Source organism: Shinella lacus, assembly GCF_010994755.1.
In the GTDB taxonomy this organism is placed as follows: domain Bacteria; phylum Pseudomonadota; class Alphaproteobacteria; order Rhizobiales; family Rhizobiaceae; genus Shinella; species Shinella lacus.
The window spans coordinates 39,866-57,546 of sequence record NZ_WHSB02000010.1; the positions used below are offsets into that span (position 1 = coordinate 39,866).

Consider the following 17,681-nt stretch of genomic DNA (forward strand, 5'->3'; position numbering starts at 1 on the left):
TCAGTGCTCCGCCCGCAAACGGAATCGCTGGATCTTGCCCGTCGCGGTCTTCGGCAGGGCCTCGACGAACTTCACCGAGCGGGGATATTTGAAGGGCGCGATCGTCGCTTTCACGTGATCCTGCAGGCGCTTGATCGTCGCCTCGTCCGCGAGCACGCCGGCGGTCAGCACGACATAGGCTTCCACGATCTGGCCGCGCTCGGTGTCCGGCGCGCCCACCACCGCGCATTCCGCCACTTCCGGGTGCGCGATCAGCGCCGCCTCGACCTCGGGGCCGGCGATGTTGTAGCCGGCGGTCACGATCATGTCGTCGGAGCGGGCCGCGAAATGGAAGAAGCCGTCCTCGTCCTGGAAGAAGGCGTCGCCGGTGATGTTCCAGCCGTCGCGGACATAGTCGCGCTGGCGGGAATCGGCCATGTAGCGGCAACCGGTCGGCCCGCGCACGGCGAGCTTGCCGACGGTGCCGCGCGGCACTTCGCGCATCTCGTCGTCGACGATCCTCGCCTCATAGCCGCCGACCGGTTTGCCGGTGGAGGCGGCCTTGCGGTCCTCGAAGCGGTTGGAAATGAAGATGTGCAGCATCTCGGTGGCGCCGATGCCGTCGAGGATCGGCTTGCCGGTCTTCTCGGTCCATTCCTCGAAGATCGGGCCGGGCAGCGTCTCGCCCGCCGAGATCGCGACGCGCAGCGACGACAGGTCCGCGCCGGCATCCATCGCCTTCAGCATGGCCCGGTAGGCCGTGGGCGCGGTGAACGAGATCGTCGCCTTGTAGGTCTCGATGATCTCCACCATCAGCGCCGGCGTCGCCTGTTCGAGCAGCGTCGCCGCCGCCCCGAAGCGCAGCGGGAAAATCGCAAGGCCACCCAGGCCGAAGGTGAAGGCGAGCGGCGGCGAACCGACGAAGACGTCCTCCGGCGTCACGCCGAGAACTTCCCGGGCGTAGCCGTCGGCGATCGCCATCAGGTCACGGTGGAAGTGCATGGTCGCCTTTGGCACGCCGGTCGTGCCGGAGGTGAAGCCGAGAAGCGCCACGTCGTCGCGGCCGGTCGGCACGGCGTCGAAGCGCACCGGTTTGTCGAGGGCGATCCGGTCGAGTTCGGCATCGTGGTTCGCGGTCCCGTCGAAGCCGACGACCTGCTTCAGATGGCGGCTGTCCTTGGCGCAGGCGATCATCTCGTCCATCAGGCGCGTGTCGCACAGCGCCAGGCTGATCTCGGCCTTGTCGACGATCTTGGTGAGTTCGCCGGCGCGCAGCATCGGCATCGTGTTGACGACGACGGCGCCGGCCTTGGTGGCGGCGAGCCAACAGGCGACCATGGCCGGGTTGTTGGCCGAGCGGATGAGAACGCGGTTGCCCGGCTTCACGCCGTAATTCTCGACCAGCGCATGGGCCAGCCGGTTGGTCCAGTCGGAGAGTTCCTTGTAGGTCCGGCGGCGCCCGTTGCCGATGAGCGCGGTGCGGTCGCCGACCCCCTTTGCGACCATCGCATCCGTCAGTTCGACGGCGGCGTTGAGGCGGTCGGGATAGTCGAAACCGTCGAGCAGGAAATCCGGCCATTCCTGCGGTGGCGGCAGGTTGTCGCGTGTGAACGTGTCGACATGTGCGGTCGGTCCAAGCATGTGGCGGCCATCCCCCTGTTCGTGTCGCGCCTGTTGTTCAGGCTGCATCGGCTAGATTTTTTACGGTCGCGTTGGCGCGGGCGGCCAGGCGCGGCTTCGCCGAGCCGACGGGCCATGTCGTCGCGGAAATGTCATCGATTGTGATGGGCACAGCGAAGACCTCCACTTCTGCGCTGAACATGGTGCAGCATCGCATCAGTCAAAAATTATTTCAAGCCTAAAGTTTTTTGCTGACGGCATTGCCTTTGGCCGCCGTCCGGGTGATTTCTATGTCGTCGGCCACATCAACGGGAGGGATGCAACGATGCTGGAATACCGCATTTCGGACTGGGACAACGCCTATGCAAACGGGGTGAACATCCCGCGCGGCGATCGATGGCCGGAGGCCTGGGTCACGCCCGCCGAGACATTCCGAAGCGCGCTGCTGTCGGCCGGCCGCGCAAAACTCGACCTTGCCTATGGCGAGCGCCCGAGAAACCGCATGGACCTCTTTCTCCCGGAAGGTCCGGCCAAGGGCTTGGTCGTCTTCGTGCATGGCGGATTCTGGCTGCAGCTCGACAAGAGCTTCTGGTCGCATCTGGCCGCAGGCGCCGTCGCCAGCGGTTATGCGGTCGCCATGCCCTCCTACACGCTGTGCCCGGAGGTTCGCATCGCGGAAATCGTCAGGGAGGTCGCGGCGGCCATCACCGAAGCAGCAGGACTGGTCGAGGGACCGCTGATCCTGACCGGGCATTCGGCCGGCGGCCATCTCGCCAGCCGGATGATCACCACGACGGCGCCGCTGGCGCCACAGGTTCAGCAACGCATCCGCAACGTCGTCTCGATTTCAGGCCTGCACGACCTGCGCCCCCTCCTGTCGACCGCCATGAACGAAAGGCTCGCCATCGACGAAGCGGAGGCGCTTGCGGAAAGCCCGGCGCTGCTGCGGCCTATGAGAGACGCCCGCATCACCTGCTGGGTGGGCGGAAGCGAGCGCCCGGAATTCCTGCGCCAGAACGCCCTGCTCGCCAATATCTGGACGGGACTGGGCGCCACAACAGCGACGATCGTCGAGCCGGACAGGCACCACTTCACCATCAACGACGGCCTCGCCGACCCGGCACATGCCCTGACGCGAACCCTGCTGTCGGTGTGAGCACCGAAACGACAGGTCAGACCTGCTGCCACTCGGCTGGTGGCTCCGACAGCCTCAGCGTTTCGACTTCTTCTTCGTGAACTGCCGGTGATACTCGTCCGCCATGTTCCGCAGTGCACGGCCGATCCTCGCATATTCGTATTCGTTGAGGTTGGCGAGGGAAGCGCGGCCGGAAGGGTGCTGCGTGCCGAAGCCGCGGCCGGGGAGGAGGACGATGCCGGTTTCGTCGGCGATGCGGAAGAGAAGTTCGTTGGCGGTGAAGGTCTTCTTCACCCACGCCGCGAACTCCGAGCCGTAGAGTTTTTGTGCGATGTCTTCGAGGTCGAGCAGCGTGTAATAATCGACCTGGTTCGGGTTCTCGGTGAGTTCGATGCCGAGTTCGCGGTAGAGGGCCGCTTCGCGCCGGCGAATGACCTTCTTCAGCGATGCCTTGTACATGTCGTGCTCGTCCATCAGGGCGAAGAGCGAGAACAGCACCATTTGCACCTGCTGCGGCGTCGAGAGCCCGGCCGTGTGGTTGAGGGCGACCGTGCGGCTGTCGGCGACGAGCCGGTCGATGAATTTCAGCGCGCTGACGTCGGTCACGATCGAGTTGTAGCGTTTTTCCAGTGCCTCGCGTGTCTTCTTCGGCAGGTCTGCGATCTTCCGGTCGAGCACGTTTTCCCGATTGGTAGCGATGGCCCCGAGCCGCCAGCCCGTGGCGCCGAAATATTTCGAGAAGGAATAGACGAGGATCGTGTTGTTCGGGCAGACCGCGAAAAGCGACTGGAAGTCGTCGGCGAAGGTTCCGTAGACGTCGTCGGTCAGGATGATGAGGTCCGGCCGGTCGTTGGCGACGATGTCGGCGATCTTCTTCAGGCTGCGCTCGTCGAGCTTGACGGAGGGCGGATTGCTCGGATTGATGCAGAAGAACACCTTGATGGCGGGGTCCTTCAGCTTTTCCAGTTCCGAATCGGGATATTGCCATCCGGCGGCCGGATCCGCATTGATCGCGACTTCCTTCAGGCCGTATTCCTCGAGCTGCGGGATCTCGATATAGGGCGTGAAGACGGGCAGGCCGATCGCCACCTTGTCGCCGCGCTCGACGAGCCCGTTCTGCTTCATGGTGTTGAAGATATAGGTCATGGCGGCCGTGCCGCCTTCCACTGCGAAGACGTCGACATCGCCGGCCGGCGTGAAGCCGCCGATCATTTCCTTGACGAGATATTGCCGGACGATCTCTTCGCTCACCCGCAGCATGCGGGGCGGGACGGGATAGTTGCAGCCGAGGATGCCTTCGACCATCTCATGCAGGAACTGCGAGGCGGAGAGGCCGAGCTGGTCGCGGACATAGGACAGGCTGCGGCTCAGGAAGACGACGCCCTCCTGGTCGCGATGCTCGCTGATGAAGCGCTCGAACCGGCCCTCGATGCCTTCGATATTGGGAAGGCCGCCAATGCCCTGCTGCATGTAGGAGTAGGAAAGCTCGGCCTCGGCCGTGGCGAACAGGCCGAGCCGGAAGAAGGCCCGGCGGGGGAGGGTCGCGAGGAAGTTCGGGTTGCCGCGCCCGGCATTCAGCATGGTCTGGTTCTTCTTGCTCGTGGCCAGCTTGATGAGCTCGTCCTTGAGCTCGAACGGGCTCAGCTTGGCGTATTGGCTGTAGTCGGTCATGGGGCTTTCTCCGAAGGCTTGACCTTGGGGGTCGGTCATACGAGGGCGACGACGAGTGGCCCGAGCAGGGTCAGGAACACATTGGCGAGGGCGTAGGTGATGGCGAAGGACGTCGTCGGCACGGAATTGCCGGCCTTGTCGAGCACTTCGCCGAAGGCGGGATTGGCGCTGCGCGAACCCGACAGCGAGCCGGCGAACACGGCGACGTTGTCGTAGTGCAGCACGTATCGTCCCACGGCCATGGTGATCAGCATGGGAATGATGGTGACGGCGACGCCGATCAGGAAGATCGACAGACCGCTCTCGATGATGGTGTGCACCGCCTGCTGGCCGGACTGGAGGCCGACCACTGCGACGAAGCCGGCAAGCCCGAGGTCGCGAAGCAGGGTGGATGCGCCGGTCGGCATGTTGCCGAGCGTCATGTTGCGGCTGCGATACCAGCCGAAGGCGAGACCCGCCAGAAGCGCGCCGCCGCCGCTGCCGAGCGTCAGCGGGATCGAGCCGATGCGCACGACGAGAAGGCCGACCAGCAGGCCGACGACGATACCGAGGCCATGGAAGACGAAATCCGTCTTGTCGCTCGGCACGAGAACCGGCCCGACGCGCTTGGCGATGCGCTGGAGATCTTCCTGGAGGCCGTAGACCGTGACGATATCGCCAGCCTCGATCCGGGTTTTCGCTTCGAGAGGCAGTGGGGTGCCGCCGCGCTTGACGGAGAGCACGAAGACGCCGTGCCGCAGGTCGCGCGTCGCCTCGATGATGTCGGAGACCGTGTGGCCGGCGAATTCGGCATTGGCGACGACGACGTCGCGTGTGGCGAGAACCATCTCCATGCCATCGGAGGCCTGCAGTTCCGGCCCGACGACCGCCTCCAGCCCGACGACGCCGGAGCGGCGCCCGACGACGAGCACGATGTCGCCGCGTTCCAGAACGAAACCGGGATCGACGCCGACGATGCTGCCCTTGCGCTTGATGCGCTCGACGGCGATCGGGGCTGCCGTGGCGCTGGCCTCCAGGTCGGCGACCGTGCGACCCGCCGCCTTCTCCACCGTGAAGAGGCGCCCGACGAGGTCCGGCAGGGCCGCGCTTTCGCCCGGGCCGAAGACCTGCGCGCCGGCGAGCATCTCGGCCTCAGCCTTCACCGCGTCGTCGCGAATGCCGCGGCCCATGAACCAGGGCAGGATGTTGACGCAGACCAGGATCGCGCCGAAGGATCCGAAGATGTAGGTGACGGCATAGCCGATCGCCACGTTGGCCTGGAGCGTCTGAGTCTGGTCTGCCGGAAGGCCAAGCTTGCCGATCGCCGAGCTTGCGGTGCCGATGATCGCCGACTGGGTGAGCCCGCCCGCGGCAATGCCGGCGGCGAGACCCTTGTCGAGGGAGAATATCTTGGCGAGCACCACCACCGTGGCAAGCCCGCTCAGCGCCAGCACGGCCGCCATGACGATCTCGCGAATGGATTTGCGGCCGAGCGAGCGGAAGAACTGCGGCCCGCTCTCGAAACCGACGGCATAGATGAACAGTGCGAAGAGCACGGTCTTGATGCCGTTGTCGATCGTCACGCCGACCTGGCTGAGGACGACGGCGACCAACAGCGAGCCGGCGACGCCGCCAAGCTGGAATTTGCCGAATTGGAACTTGCCGATCCAGTAGCCGCCGGCAAGGGCGAGGAAGAGAGCAATCTCGGGGGATTGCTGGAAGATCGCGTGCAGATAGTTCATGCGTTTTCCCACTTGCAGCCGCGCGGCACTCCGCTTCCGGCACGCTAAATGAGTTTTGCAAAACTGCAACTACAACTCGTATGTGTTGTTTCGGCTGGAACGCCAGGGTTAATGAATTTAGGCGCGACCTGCGGAAAATGTGCCGTTTTTGAACGCCGCCGTCGTCGGCCGAATGAACGGCCTGGCTGGTACGTTAGAAGAATTGAGTATACCTGGCCCCGCCAGCGCAGGAATTCAGCAATTGTCAGTGAAGCCGAGTGGTGAGGCCTGCTTCCGGACAGGGGAGCACGCCCTATGCGGAGGGGGACGGCATGACCGGTTCCGGCACGCGACTGCATGTTCTGATGATGGCGGCTGTTTGCACCGTCCTCTTGCTGCTGGGCGCCGGATCGGCACCCGCGCAGCCCAGTTTCGATTGCACCAAGGCCTCCAATGCGGTGGAACATGCGATATGCGGCGATCCGGCTTTGGCGGCGCTCGACGCCGAAATGGCCGCCGTCTATTCGCAGCAACGCTCCGCGGCTGAAGGCAAGACGGCCGAAAAGCTGGTGGCGGACCAGCGCGCCTGGATGCGCAAGCGAAGCCGATGCCGCGGCGATGTGGCCTGTCTTGCAAAACAGATGCGCGAGCGCATCGCCGAACTTCGGCAGATGCCCGTGATGCAGACCGTGGCGCTTGCCTGTCCCGAGGCGCTCAATGAGGCGCGGGCGATGGTCGCCGGCATCCAGTTTACCATCGGCATGACGCAGAAACTGACGCCGGGCACGGGCTTCCTATTGGGTTATCAGCTCCGGGCGGCAAAACCCGCACCCCTGCCGCTTTTCATCGTCGCCGATTTCCCGGTGGCCACGCGCTTCAAGGGAAAGGGTTTCCTGCCGCTGACAGCGGGGGCGAAGGGGCCGGATGGTCTGAAACATGCCGAAGAGCGCACGCGCGCCATCATTCCGCTGCATGGGCGCATGCCTGCGGCAAGCGGTGCCATCACGGTCTTCCTGCTTTCCTCCGGCCAACAGGATATCGGCGTCAGCCTCGTGACGGGTGGCGCCTGCGGCGAGCATGTGCTGCGCACGGAGCGCTCGCCGCGTCTTACGGTGGAACTCGGGCTGCCGGAAATCGTCGTGCAGGACCGCTTCACAAGCGATGCGCCGGACGAGGTTCTGGCCGATCCGTCCGGGCGCTACGAGATGAAGGTCTACAAGGACCGATACGATGTGTTCGACCGCGAGATGGGTGCGTTGCTGTTCTCGCGCGCAGGGTTGCAGCCGCGCTTCTCGCCGACAGGACGTTTCGTGGCAGCGGTGCGTTCGATCGACAGGCGGCTGGAGGTCATCGACCTTGCTGATGGCGCCGTCGTCCAGAACCTGCGCCATGGGCTGCTCGCCTGGACGCGCAACGACAGTTTCATCGTGCTCGGGGCAGAAATCCGGCAGATGGAGAATTCCGTCGTCTCCACTCTCAACGCCGATATCGGCACCGGAACCTACATGCGGAACATGGGGGTCGGCTGGCGCACCGAAATCGTGCTCGATGTCGATCGCATGTTCGCGGCGATGACCGGCCCGAGCGCTGACGGCACCAAGGACGGCGGACGGTTCTGGGACATCGTCTCCGGCGAGGTTTACGACCTGGAGGAAAGCGGGCCGGGTTACTACTTGTCGGCCTCGCAAGGGAATTTCGACGACTTCGACCCGGACGGCGCGCGAAAAGCGCTTCGCCAGCTCGTCCGGACCCATCGCGGCATCGATATCCCTCTGGAAAAACACCTTTGGCTTTTCGGCGAGCCGATACGCGTCACGCATGGCATGGAGAGCTATCTTATCAATGCATCCGCGCCGGACGAGCAGCTGTTCGTGCCCGTCGACAAGCTCATTCGCAAGCCCCTGATGGAGGGCACGGCAGTCGTAGCTGCAGACGACCGGTGCGGGAATGTCGGCGATGGGCGGGGTCTGGCGCGCGCCGAGGGCGGCGTGTTTTGCGGGGTCCAGATCGCCGGGCGCGGCCTTGGGCGCCTGCCGCAATCGTCGTTCCAGCCCTCCGAGGCGACGGTGTTCGACCGGATCGGCGCCGTCATCGGCGCGATCGACCGGGTGTCGTCGGTCGCTCACAGCACCTATGGTCACTACATGGATGTGAATGCCGATCGAAAGGCGAAGATCGATACGCTCATCGATGCCGTGGCGCGGACCGCTCCCACCATCCGCAAGCGCTTCAGCACCGTCGCCCCGGAAAACATCGCCTTCGAATGCAAGACCTCCGCCGAGGCGTTCGACCCGGCTTCGATCGAACAGGTCTGGCGCTGGGGCGAGGGGGAACAGGCCCATGCGCTGCTGTTTGCCAATTGTTATGCTGGCAGCTCCAGGGTCAGCATGGCGGGCCTCATTCTGGTTTCGCCCGACCTCATCGTGAACATCGACCGGGAACTCGTGCCGGAAAACGCACCTGACGATGCCAGCGCGTTTGGGTGGAGCTCCACGGATGCGAGCGAAATCCGGGTCTTTGCAGTGCGCGAAGACCGGATTCTCGTCTCCGCCAGCTATATCGGACAGGCCGCCTTCATCGACACGCGCACCGGCAAGCGCGTCGGAAACCTCGTTCCGCTTGCCGATCCGACGCTGGTGCGCGCCATGCGCCTCACGCGGGACGGCCGGTTTTTGGTGCAGCTCAACCATGATGGTCGCTTCACCGTGTTTCGCGCCGGGACGGGCGAGCAGATCCTGGGGGGAGCACATATCGATGATGAGATCGTCGTCATGCTGCCCGATGGTCGGTTCGACACGACTTACGAAGGGGCGCACGCGCTCAATGTGCGCTTTGCCGGCATGCCCGCATTGCAGACCGTGCACCAGTTCGGGGCGGCCCTCCACCGGCCGGGCCTTGCGCAGGCGGTGCTCGAAGGGCGGGAGATCGCCGCGCGGCCGGAAACGCTGGGTTCGCCGCCGCTGGTTTCCTTCACGGCGAGCGTGGCCGAGGCTGGAAAACGCCGCCTGGCCGTAAGCGCCACCGACGATACCGGGCTCGCGCGGCTTCGTGTGTTCGTCGACGGCCGGCTGATCGACGAGCGGAATGTGCAGGGACAGGCGGCCGAAGAGGTCTTCGACATTGCCGATCCCGGCGGCAGCCGGTGGATCACCGTGCTTGCCGACGACGCCGACGGCCTGGTCAGCACCCCTAAAGGTCTGCTCCTGCCGCCGCCATCGCGCGGTGAGGGGCGCCTTCGCGCGGTGCTAGTCGGGATAGACGCCTATGCCGGCGATCCGGGCATTCCCGCGCTGTCCTTCGCGCGCAGCGATGCGGAGCGCCTGAAGGCGGTTCTGGCGGGCGTTGGCGGCCATCGCGCGGCGTCGCCGGAGCTGACCGTGCTGAGCGACCGTGCGGCGACGGGCGCAACGATCCTCAAGGCGGTGGCCGATGCCGTCGCCGCCACGGGGCCGGACGACACGTTGCTCTTCTCTTTTGCCGGCCATGCCGTCGGTTCCGGTGGCACGGGCACGACCGGCGACCTGCTGCTCGCCCTGCCGGATACGCGCACCGGCGCGCTGCGCGAGACCGCGCTTGCCTGGAGTGACGTCGCGGCTGTGCTATCCAAGGCGAAGGGAACGGTGGTGATCCTGCTCGACGCCTGTCACACCGGCCTTGCCGGCAGCAGCGCCTTTGCCACGAACGACGATGTCGCTGGTGCCTTACTGACGTCGGCCGGCGCGCCCATGGTCGTGCTCGCCGCCTCGAAGGGGCGGCAGGTGGCGCTGGAAAGTGCCGGAAAGGGCGGCGGCGTCTTCACCTCGGCCATCGTCGAGGTGCTCGGGACCGGCCGCGGCACGGCCGACGTCGATGCCAACGGCGTCATCGATCTCGGCGAATTCTATTCCGCCGTCAAATCCCGCGTGCTGCGCGACACCGAGGGCCGGCAGAGCCCGTGGCTCGCGCGAAACCTCCTGGTCGGCGACATGAGTTTGTTTTGAGCCGGTAAAATCCACCCGCGCCGATCTCGGCAAGGGGTAGGAGAACAAGATATCGTCGGTTATGCTCCGAGCAAATTGGCAGAGCAGCGTGTCCGAGCGCACCACGCGCCGGTCCGAAAAGGGGGGAAAGCATGGCTGACGCAAAAATGATGGCGCAGATGTCCGGCAAGGAGGGCTTTATTGCCGCCCTCGACCAGAGCGGTGGTTCCACCCCCGGTGCCTTGCGTCTCTATGGCATTGCCGACACCGACTATAGCGGTGACGAGGCGATGTTCCGCCTGATGCACGAGATGCGCGTGCGCATCATGACGGCGCCCGCTTTCTCCGGCGACAAGGTGATCGGCGCCATCCTGTTCGAAAAGACCATGGATGGCGAAGCCAAGGGCAAGCCGGTTCCCTCCTATCTGTGGGAAGACCGCGGCGTCGTGCCCTTCCTCAAGGTCGACAAGGGGCTCGCCGCCGAGGAGAACGGCGCGCAGGTGATGAAGCCGATGCCTGATCTCGACGCGCTGCTCGCCCGCGCGGTGAAGAAGGGCATTTTCGGCACCAAGATGCGCTCGGTGATCGCCCATGCCGACAAGGCCGGCATCGCCGCCGTGGTGAAGCAGCAGTTCGAGGTGGGACGCCAGATCCTTGGCCACGGCCTCGTTCCGATCATCGAGCCGGAAGTCTCGATCAAGAGTGCGACGAAAGAGGAGGCCGAGGCGATCCTGCGCGACGAGATCGCCAGCCAGCTCGATGCCGTGCCGGCGGGCGAGCAGGTCATGCTCAAGCTCACCATCCCGACGGTCGCGGATTTCTACAAGCCGCTGATTGCCCACAAGGCGGTTGCCCGCGTCGTGGCCCTTTCGGGCGGCTACAGCCGCGCCGACGCCTGCGAAAAACTCAGCCGCAACCACGGCATGATCGCCAGCTTCTCGCGTGCGCTCACGGAAGACCTGCGCCTGCAAATGAGCGATGCCGAGTTCGATGCCAGCCTCGGCCGGACGATCGACGAGATCTACACCGCGAGCGCCGTGAAGGTCTGATCGAGCGAAGCTAGGCGGCCGCGCCGCGGTGCAGGCTGCGGTAGCGGGCGGGCGATTGGCCGAGGACACGGCGGAAGGTGGCGGCGAAGGCGCTGTCCGAGGCATAGCCCAGCGATTGGGCGATGCGCGGCAGCGGTTCGTCGCCGCGCCGCAACCGGGCGGCCGCAAGCCGCATGCGCCATGCCGCAAGATAATCGATCGGCGAGGCGCCGACGGTGTCGCGGAACCGCTCGGCAAAGGCCGAGCGTGACTGGCCGGCGATGCCGGCGAGTTCGTCCACCGTCCAGCGGCGCGCCGGATCGGCATGGATGGCCCGCAGCGCCGGGGCAAGGCGACGGTCGGTGAGGCCGGCCAGCCAGCCCGGATGCCGCGACGTCTCGCGGGCGAGATAGGCGCGCAGCACATGGATGAAGATCAGGCGCAGGAGGTCGTTGCAGGCAATGCGCGACCCCGGTGCCGTGCTGTTCCACTCCGCATCCAGCTGTTCCAGCAGCCAGGCGATCGGCCCGGCCTCTTCGCGCGCGATGACGACGACCGGCGGCAAGGCGTCGGTCAGGAGCGTGCCGTCCACCGTATCGAGGTTCACGCTGCCGCCGAGAAGCACGAAATCCTGGCCGTCGCCGACCATCACATCGAGGTTGCCGCCGATGAAGATGTCGCGCGCCGGGATGGGTTTCATCCGCGGATCGCTGCAAAGCGTAAAGGCCTTGCCGCTGACCACCAGGCAATCTCCCGCCTCGATGCGCATCGGCGCCTCGCCTTCCGGGATGACCCAGGCGCCGCCGTGGCGGATGGCGTTGAACTTCACATAGGACGGCGGCGGGAAGGCGACCGCCCACGGGCCGCCGGCCGCGAAGCGCACGGAGAAGAGCGCGCGCGCATCGATGGCGCTCAGCACGTCGGACAGGGCATCCTGTGCATTCTGGACGATCACGACAAAAACCTGGAGTTTGCAAGCTGGAGACGCCGAAACTGTACCCGATATGAAGCACGGACACCAGCACGAGAGAACGAAGGAGTGACGACATGTCCGAGCAAAAACCTATCGGGTCCCGTTTCAATGCCGCCAGCACCGCCGAGGAGGTGGTCGCGGGGATCGACCTTTCCGGCAAGACGGCGATCGTGACCGGCGGCTATTCCGGCCTCGGCGTCGAGACGACGCGCGCACTCGCCGGCGCCGGCGCCACGATCATCGTGCCGGCGCGCGACCGCGCCAAGGCGGAGCGCACGCTGGCCGGCATCGAAAATGTGCGCATCGAGGCGATGGATCTTTCGGACCCCGCGTCCATCGCCGCCTTCGCGGACAGGATCGTCGCGGCCGGCACGCCGATATCGATCCTCGTCAACAGCGCGGGCATCATGGCAACGCCGCTGGCGCGCGATGCAGACGGGCACGAGAGCCAGTTCTCGACCAACCATCTCGGCCATTTCCGGCTGGTGGCGGGGCTTTGGCCGGCGCTGGTTGCGGCCGGCGGCGCGCGGGTCGTGTCGGTCTCCTCGCGCGGGCACCAGATCGGTCCGGTCGATTTCGACGATATCGATTTCCACACGCGCGCCTATGACAAGTGGCAGGCCTATGGCCAGGCGAAGACGGCGAATGCGCTCTTTGCGCTGGGGCTCGACCGGCGCGGGGCGGAGCATGGCGTGCGCGCCTTCTCGCTGCATCCGGGCGTCATCCTCACCGATCTTGCCCGCCATCTCAGCGAAGACGAGATCAATGCCTTCGACGTGTATGACGAGAACGGCAACCGCCGTGTCGACCCCGCACGCGATCTGAAGAGCCCGCAGCAGGGGGCCGCAACCAGTGTCTGGGCGGCGGCACGCCCCGAACTCGACGGCATCGGCGGCGTCTATTGCGAGGATTGCGAGGTGGCACTTCCGCAGGGCGAGGCGGCAGGCAACAAGGGCGTGGCGCCCTGGGCGATGGATCCGGACGCGGCGGAGCGTCTCTGGGTGCTGTCCGAGCGGCTGACGGGTGTTTCCCTGGCTAGTGCAGCGAACTGAGCCGCTTTTGCCTGAAGCTAGAATTGGCGCCCGCGAAAGGGGCGCCAATCACAAAACCGTGTCGGGGAAGAAAAATTTTGCGACCTGTGGGATGAGACGCAGTAGTTGATCGTCTTAGCAATAAGACCGATATCGAAAGCATGCCGTTCATGTCCGACCATCTGAAGCGCTTCGCCGCCTATTACCGTCCGCACCGGGGCCTGTTTGCGCTGGATTTCGGCAGCGCCGTCGCCGCCGGCCTGCTGGAACTGGCCTTTCCCGTCGCGGTGACGCTCTTCATCGACCGGCTGCTGCCGACCGGTCGGCTCGATCTCATCGCGCTCGCCGCCGTCGGCCTGTTCCTGATCTATCTTATCAATGCCGGCCTGCAGGTCATCGTCACCTATTGGGGCCACATGCTCGGCGTGCGCATCGAGGCCGAGATGCGCCGCAAGGCCTTCGACCACCTGCAAAAGCTCTCCTTCGGCTTCTTCGACAACCAGAAGACCGGCCATCTCGTCGCAAGGCTGACCAAGGACCTCGAAGAGATCGGCGAGGTCGCCCATCACGGGCCGGAAGACCTGTTCATCGCGATCATGACGCTGATCGGCGCTTTCCTGCTGATGCTCTGGGTGCATGTGCCGCTGGCGCTGATCACCGCCGTCATCGTGCCGCTGACGGCCTGGGTCACCACGCATTATGGCGCGCGCATGACCTCAAACTGGCACGCGCTTTACGGCCGCGTCGCCGATTTCAACGCCCGCATCGAGGAAAATGTCGGCGGCATCCGCGTCGTGCAGGCCTTTGCCAACGAAGATCACGAGCGCAAGCTTTTTGCCGAGAGCAACCGCAACTACCTCGTTACCAAGCTCGAAGCCTACAAGGTGATGGCGGCGTCCATGTCGCTGTCCTACCTTTCGATGCGCTTCGTGCAGGTGGTGGTGATGCTGGCCGGCGCCTGGTTCGTGACGCGCGGCGAGCTTTCCGCCGGTGGCTTCGTCGGTTTCCTGCTTCTGGTCAACGTGTTCTTCCGGCCCATCGACAAGATCAACTCGATCATCGAGACCTATCCGAAGGGCATTGCGGGCTTTGCGCGGTATACGCAGTTCCTCGACACGCAGCCTGACATCATGGACCGCGACAGCGCCCGGGAGGCCGGCCGGCTGAAGGGCGATATCGCATATCGCGGCGTGCGCTTCGGCTACAGCGCCGAAAGGCCGGTCTTCGACGGGCTGGACCTCGCAATCCAGGCGGGCGAGACCATCGCCTTCGTCGGCCCCTCGGGGGCGGGCAAGACGACGATCTGCTCGCTGCTGCCGCGCTTCTACGAAATCACCGCCGGCGCGATCACCGTCGACGGCATCGACATCCGCGACATGACGCTGAAATCGCTGCGCTCCAATATCGGCATCGTACAGCAGGACGTCTTCCTCTTCGCCGGCACGATCCGCGAGAACATCGCCTATGGAAGGCTCGACGCCACGGAAGCGGAGATTCTGGACGCCGCGAAGCGCGCCCGGCTCGACGATGTGATCGCCAACCTGCCGGACGGGCTCGACACGATGATCGGCGAGCGCGGCGTGAAACTCTCCGGCGGGCAAAAGCAGCGTCTCGCCATTGCCCGCATCTTCCTGAAGAACCCGCCGATCCTCATCCTCGACGAGGCGACCTCGGCGCTCGACACGGAGACCGAACGCGCCATCCAGCAGTCGCTCGCCGAGCTTTCGGCCGGTCGCACGACGCTGGTCATCGCCCACCGGCTCGCCACCATTGCCAACGCCGACCGCATCCTCGTCGTCGACGATGGCCGCATCGTCGAGAGCGGCAACCATGCCGACCTTATCGCCCGCAAGAACGGACGCTACAAGAACCTCCAGGCCGCGCAGACCGCCAGCGATCCCGTGCATTATCTGAATCTGAAGCGGTAGCGGATCCGGAAAAATCGCGGAGGACGAGTCCGATTGGACCGCGTCGATCGTCCGTGAATTGGAATCTGTTTGGGCCGGCGGCGCACGGTGCGCCACCTGCGCGGCCAGCCCTTATCGGGCCGGTGGTCATCGTGCGCTGGCAAGAAAATTATGGCATCCGCCGGAAACTCGTGCTGATCTGCCGGGCCAATACCCCTACCGTGGGAGCCGGAATGAAGCACAGCATCGCGCATATCGCGCTCGTCGTCCGCGACTACGACGAGGCCATCGCCTTCTATGTCGAAAAGCTCGGCTTCGAGCTGGTCGAGGACAGCTACCAGCCCGAGCAGGACAAGCGCTGGGTGGTGGTGCGGCCGCGCGGCGGCAACACGTCGCTGCTTTTGGCGCGCGCCTCTGCCGCCAACCAGGAGGCCTTCATCGGAAACCAGGCGGGCGGACGGGTCTTCCTCTTCCTCTCGACCGATGATTTCTGGCGCGATCACGCGCTCTATACCGAGCGGGGCATCCGCTTCGTGCGCGAGCCAAAGCAGGCCGGCTACGGCACGGTGGCGGTCTTCGAGGATCTCTACGGCAATCTCTGGGATCTCGTGCAGTTCAGCGGCGGGCGGTGAGGCGAGGGCCGCACTTCTGCGGCCCTTATCCCGGCGTGGCGTTGATGCGGGTGGAGGCGAAGCGCTCGCGCAGCCATTCGGCGGCCGGGCCGCTTGGTTTCTGCTTGTGCCAGACCATTTCCAGGGCGACCGGCCAGTCTGCGTCGTCGAACTGGAGGGCGGGCGTCACGAGATCGTCGATGACCGGGGAGTAGTCGATGATATGGTCCGGCACCAGCGCCCAGCCGATGCCCTGCTTGACCATTTGCAGGATCACCCAGTGGCTTTCCACCCACCAGACTTCGGCGGCGGTGCGCAGGCGCTGTTTTTCCGGGCCTTCGCTGCGCACGGCGACCATCAGCTGCCGATGGCGCTTCAGCTCCTCCCAGTCGACCGCCGTGCCGGCGAGCGGATGGTTCCGGCCGCAGACCAGTTTCAGCGGCACCCAGCCGATCGTGTGGAAGGCGAGGGCCGCCGGCAGCGTCTCCTGCCGCCACATCACGCCGATATCGGCCTTGCCGTCGAGCACCAGCCGACTGACATCCTCCATCATCGGAAAGAGCAGCTCCAGTTCCACATGGGGAAACCGCTCGGCGAATTCGGCAAAGAGCGTGCCCAGCGCGCGCTCCGGATAGAGCTCGTCGATGGCGACGACCAGGCGTTTTTCCACATGCGCCTCGAAACTGGCCGCGACGCCGATCAGGTGCTCGCGGCGATCGAGGATGACCTTCGCTTCCGCCAGTAGGCGCTCACCGGCCGGCGTGAGGGCGGGATTGCGCGAGGCGCGGCTGAAGAGCTGGACGCCGAGATCGTCCTCCAGGCTCGACACCAGCACGCTGATCGCCGACTGCGCCTTGCGCAGCGCCCGGCCGGCTGCGGAGAAGGAGCCGTGCTCGGCGGCCGCAGCGAAGGCCTCCAGCTGTTCCATGGAAACGGTCATCTATCTCAAATCCGGATAGTAGCTAACTTTGTAATCGGCGATATTGAGATAGAAAGCGTGCAAGTCAACGAAAACAACAAAAGGATAGACATCATGTCCATGCGCACTTTCCCCGACCGCGTCCGTCATGCGGTCCTCTTCGAGGCGTTCGGCCTCGCGATCTTCGTTCCCGTGGCGGCGGCGCTGTTCAACCAGCCGGTCGGCCATATGGGCGTCGTCGGCGTTGTCTCGGCGACCATCGCGACGCTGTGGAACTTCGTCTACAATCTCGGCTTCGACCACGCGATGCTGCGGCTCGTCGGCCATACGCGCAAGAGCCTGAAGGCGCGCGTGGTGCATGTGCTGCTGTTCGAGGGCGGCCTGCTCGCCATCCTCATTCCGCCGATCGCCTGGTATCTCGGCATCACCGTGTGGCAGGCGCTGATGATGGACATGGCGATCGTCGGCTTCTACGTGGTCTACACCTTCGCCTACAACCTCGCCTATGACCGGGTCTTCCCGGTGCCGCAGGCCGCACAACCGGCCTGACGGATATCAGCGGCCGCTTTCCTTGATGGATTCCATCGCGACGGAAGTGGAGGTGCTTGCGACATTCGGGAGGCTCGAAATCTTCTCGCCCAGCACCTCCCGGTATCTGCGGATATCGGAGGTGCGGATTTTTATCAGGTAGTCGAAGCGGCCGGCAATCATGTGGCACTCCTCGACTTCCTTGATCTTGCGCACCGCATTGTTAAAGGCGATGAGTGCTGCCTCCTTCGTATCGGACAACTTGACCTCGGCGAAGGCGACATGGTCCAGTCCGAGCTTCTTCGGATTGAGCACGGCGCGGAAGCCGTCGATATAGCCGTCGTTGATCAATCGCTGCAGGCGCAACGTGCACGGGGTCTTCGAAAGGCCGACGATTTCCGACATTTCGGTGATGGAAATGCGTGCATTTTCAACGAGAAGATCGAGGATCTTCCGGTCGATCGCATCGATTTCACTAAAAACTTGCTTTGTCTTGGACATTAAGACCACCAAATCCGGATTTATTTGGAGATAGTTCTCGTTTGAAGCCTTATATTGGTGAGAAAGTCCCGTAGCAATCCACTATGTTCCCGGCCAGCGCCACGAGGGTGGAATGCGCC

General features: G+C 64.8%; 13 protein-coding genes. 7 read left to right on the forward strand and 6 right to left on the reverse strand.

Annotation, left to right across the window (positions count from 1 at the left end; all coding sequences use genetic code 11):
* Nucleotides 1-1,620, reverse strand: coding sequence for a benzoate-CoA ligase family protein (locus GB927_RS23345; RefSeq protein WP_256119624.1), 1,620 nt, complete (start codon nt 1,618-1,620; stop codon nt 1-3).
* 304 nt (nt 1,621-1,924) lie between these two features.
* On the opposite strand from GB927_RS23345, the gene GB927_RS23350 reads away from it, so the two are divergent.
* A complete protein-coding gene (locus tag GB927_RS23350) occupies nt 1,925-2,755 on the forward strand; it encodes a hormone-sensitive lipase (RefSeq protein ID WP_256119625.1) in 831 nt (276 codons plus the stop codon).
* 54 nt (nt 2,756-2,809) lie between these two features.
* On the opposite strand, the gene GB927_RS23355 is transcribed toward GB927_RS23350, so the two are convergent.
* Both GB927_RS23355 and aspT read right to left on the reverse strand, forming a co-directional pair.
* Nucleotides 2,810-4,405 (reverse strand): bifunctional aspartate transaminase/aspartate 4-decarboxylase, encoded by a 1,596-nt coding sequence (locus GB927_RS23355; protein ID WP_256119626.1) that lies wholly within the window; start codon nt 4,403-4,405, stop codon nt 2,810-2,812.
* Nucleotides 4,406-4,440: 35 nt separating this feature from the next.
* On the reverse strand, nt 4,441-6,126 hold the full coding sequence (gene aspT, locus GB927_RS23360; protein ID WP_256119627.1) for an aspartate-alanine antiporter: 1,686 nt from the start codon (nt 6,124-6,126) through the stop codon (nt 4,441-4,443).
* Between the two features lie 311 nt (nt 6,127-6,437).
* Here aspT and GB927_RS23365 point away from each other — a divergent pair, with 311 nt between their 5' ends.
* Both GB927_RS23365 and GB927_RS23370 read left to right on the forward strand, forming a co-directional pair.
* On the forward strand, nt 6,438-10,085 hold the full coding sequence (locus tag GB927_RS23365) for a caspase family protein (RefSeq protein WP_256119628.1): 3,648 nt from the start codon (nt 6,438-6,440) through the stop codon (nt 10,083-10,085).
* Between the two features lie 131 nt (nt 10,086-10,216).
* Nucleotides 10,217-11,113, forward strand: a complete 897-nt coding sequence (locus GB927_RS23370) for a fructose bisphosphate aldolase (RefSeq protein ID WP_256119629.1) — start codon at nt 10,217-10,219, stop codon at nt 11,111-11,113.
* A 10-nt stretch (nt 11,114-11,123) separates the two neighbouring features.
* On the opposite strand, the gene GB927_RS23375 is transcribed toward GB927_RS23370, so the two are convergent.
* Nucleotides 11,124-12,047 carry an AraC family transcriptional regulator gene (locus GB927_RS23375; protein ID WP_256119630.1) on the reverse strand — a complete coding sequence of 308 codons (924 nt, stop codon included), beginning with the start codon at nt 12,045-12,047 and terminating at the stop codon, nt 11,124-11,126.
* A 92-nt stretch (nt 12,048-12,139) separates the two neighbouring features.
* Here GB927_RS23375 and GB927_RS23380 point away from each other — a divergent pair, with 92 nt between their 5' ends.
* From GB927_RS23380 to GB927_RS23390, 3 genes are all read left to right on the forward strand, one after another.
* Nucleotides 12,140-13,117 (forward strand): oxidoreductase, encoded by a 978-nt coding sequence (locus GB927_RS23380; RefSeq protein ID WP_256119631.1) that lies wholly within the window; start codon nt 12,140-12,142, stop codon nt 13,115-13,117.
* A gap of 149 nt (nt 13,118-13,266) precedes the next feature.
* Nucleotides 13,267-15,024 (forward strand): ABC transporter ATP-binding protein, encoded by a 1,758-nt coding sequence (locus tag GB927_RS23385; RefSeq protein ID WP_256119632.1) that lies wholly within the window; start codon nt 13,267-13,269, stop codon nt 15,022-15,024.
* A gap of 212 nt (nt 15,025-15,236) precedes the next feature.
* Entirely contained in the window at nt 15,237-15,635 is a 399-nt protein-coding gene (locus GB927_RS23390) for a VOC family protein (protein ID WP_256119633.1), read from the forward strand.
* A 25-nt stretch (nt 15,636-15,660) separates the two neighbouring features.
* Here GB927_RS23390 and GB927_RS23395 read toward each other — a convergent pair whose 3' ends face one another.
* Nucleotides 15,661-16,554 carry a LysR family transcriptional regulator gene (locus GB927_RS23395; protein WP_256119634.1) on the reverse strand — a complete coding sequence of 298 codons (894 nt, stop codon included), beginning with the start codon at nt 16,552-16,554 and terminating at the stop codon, nt 15,661-15,663.
* A 93-nt stretch (nt 16,555-16,647) separates the two neighbouring features.
* On the opposite strand from GB927_RS23395, the gene GB927_RS23400 reads away from it, so the two are divergent.
* Nucleotides 16,648-17,082, forward strand: a complete 435-nt coding sequence (locus GB927_RS23400; protein ID WP_256119635.1) for a PACE efflux transporter — start codon at nt 16,648-16,650, stop codon at nt 17,080-17,082.
* Nucleotides 17,083-17,088: 6 nt separating this feature from the next.
* Here the strand turns inward: GB927_RS23400 and GB927_RS23405 are convergent, their stop codons facing one another.
* Nucleotides 17,089-17,562, reverse strand: coding sequence for an Lrp/AsnC family transcriptional regulator (locus tag GB927_RS23405; RefSeq protein ID WP_256119636.1), 474 nt, complete (start codon nt 17,560-17,562; stop codon nt 17,089-17,091).
* Between the last annotated feature and the right edge of the window lie 119 nt (nt 17,563-17,681).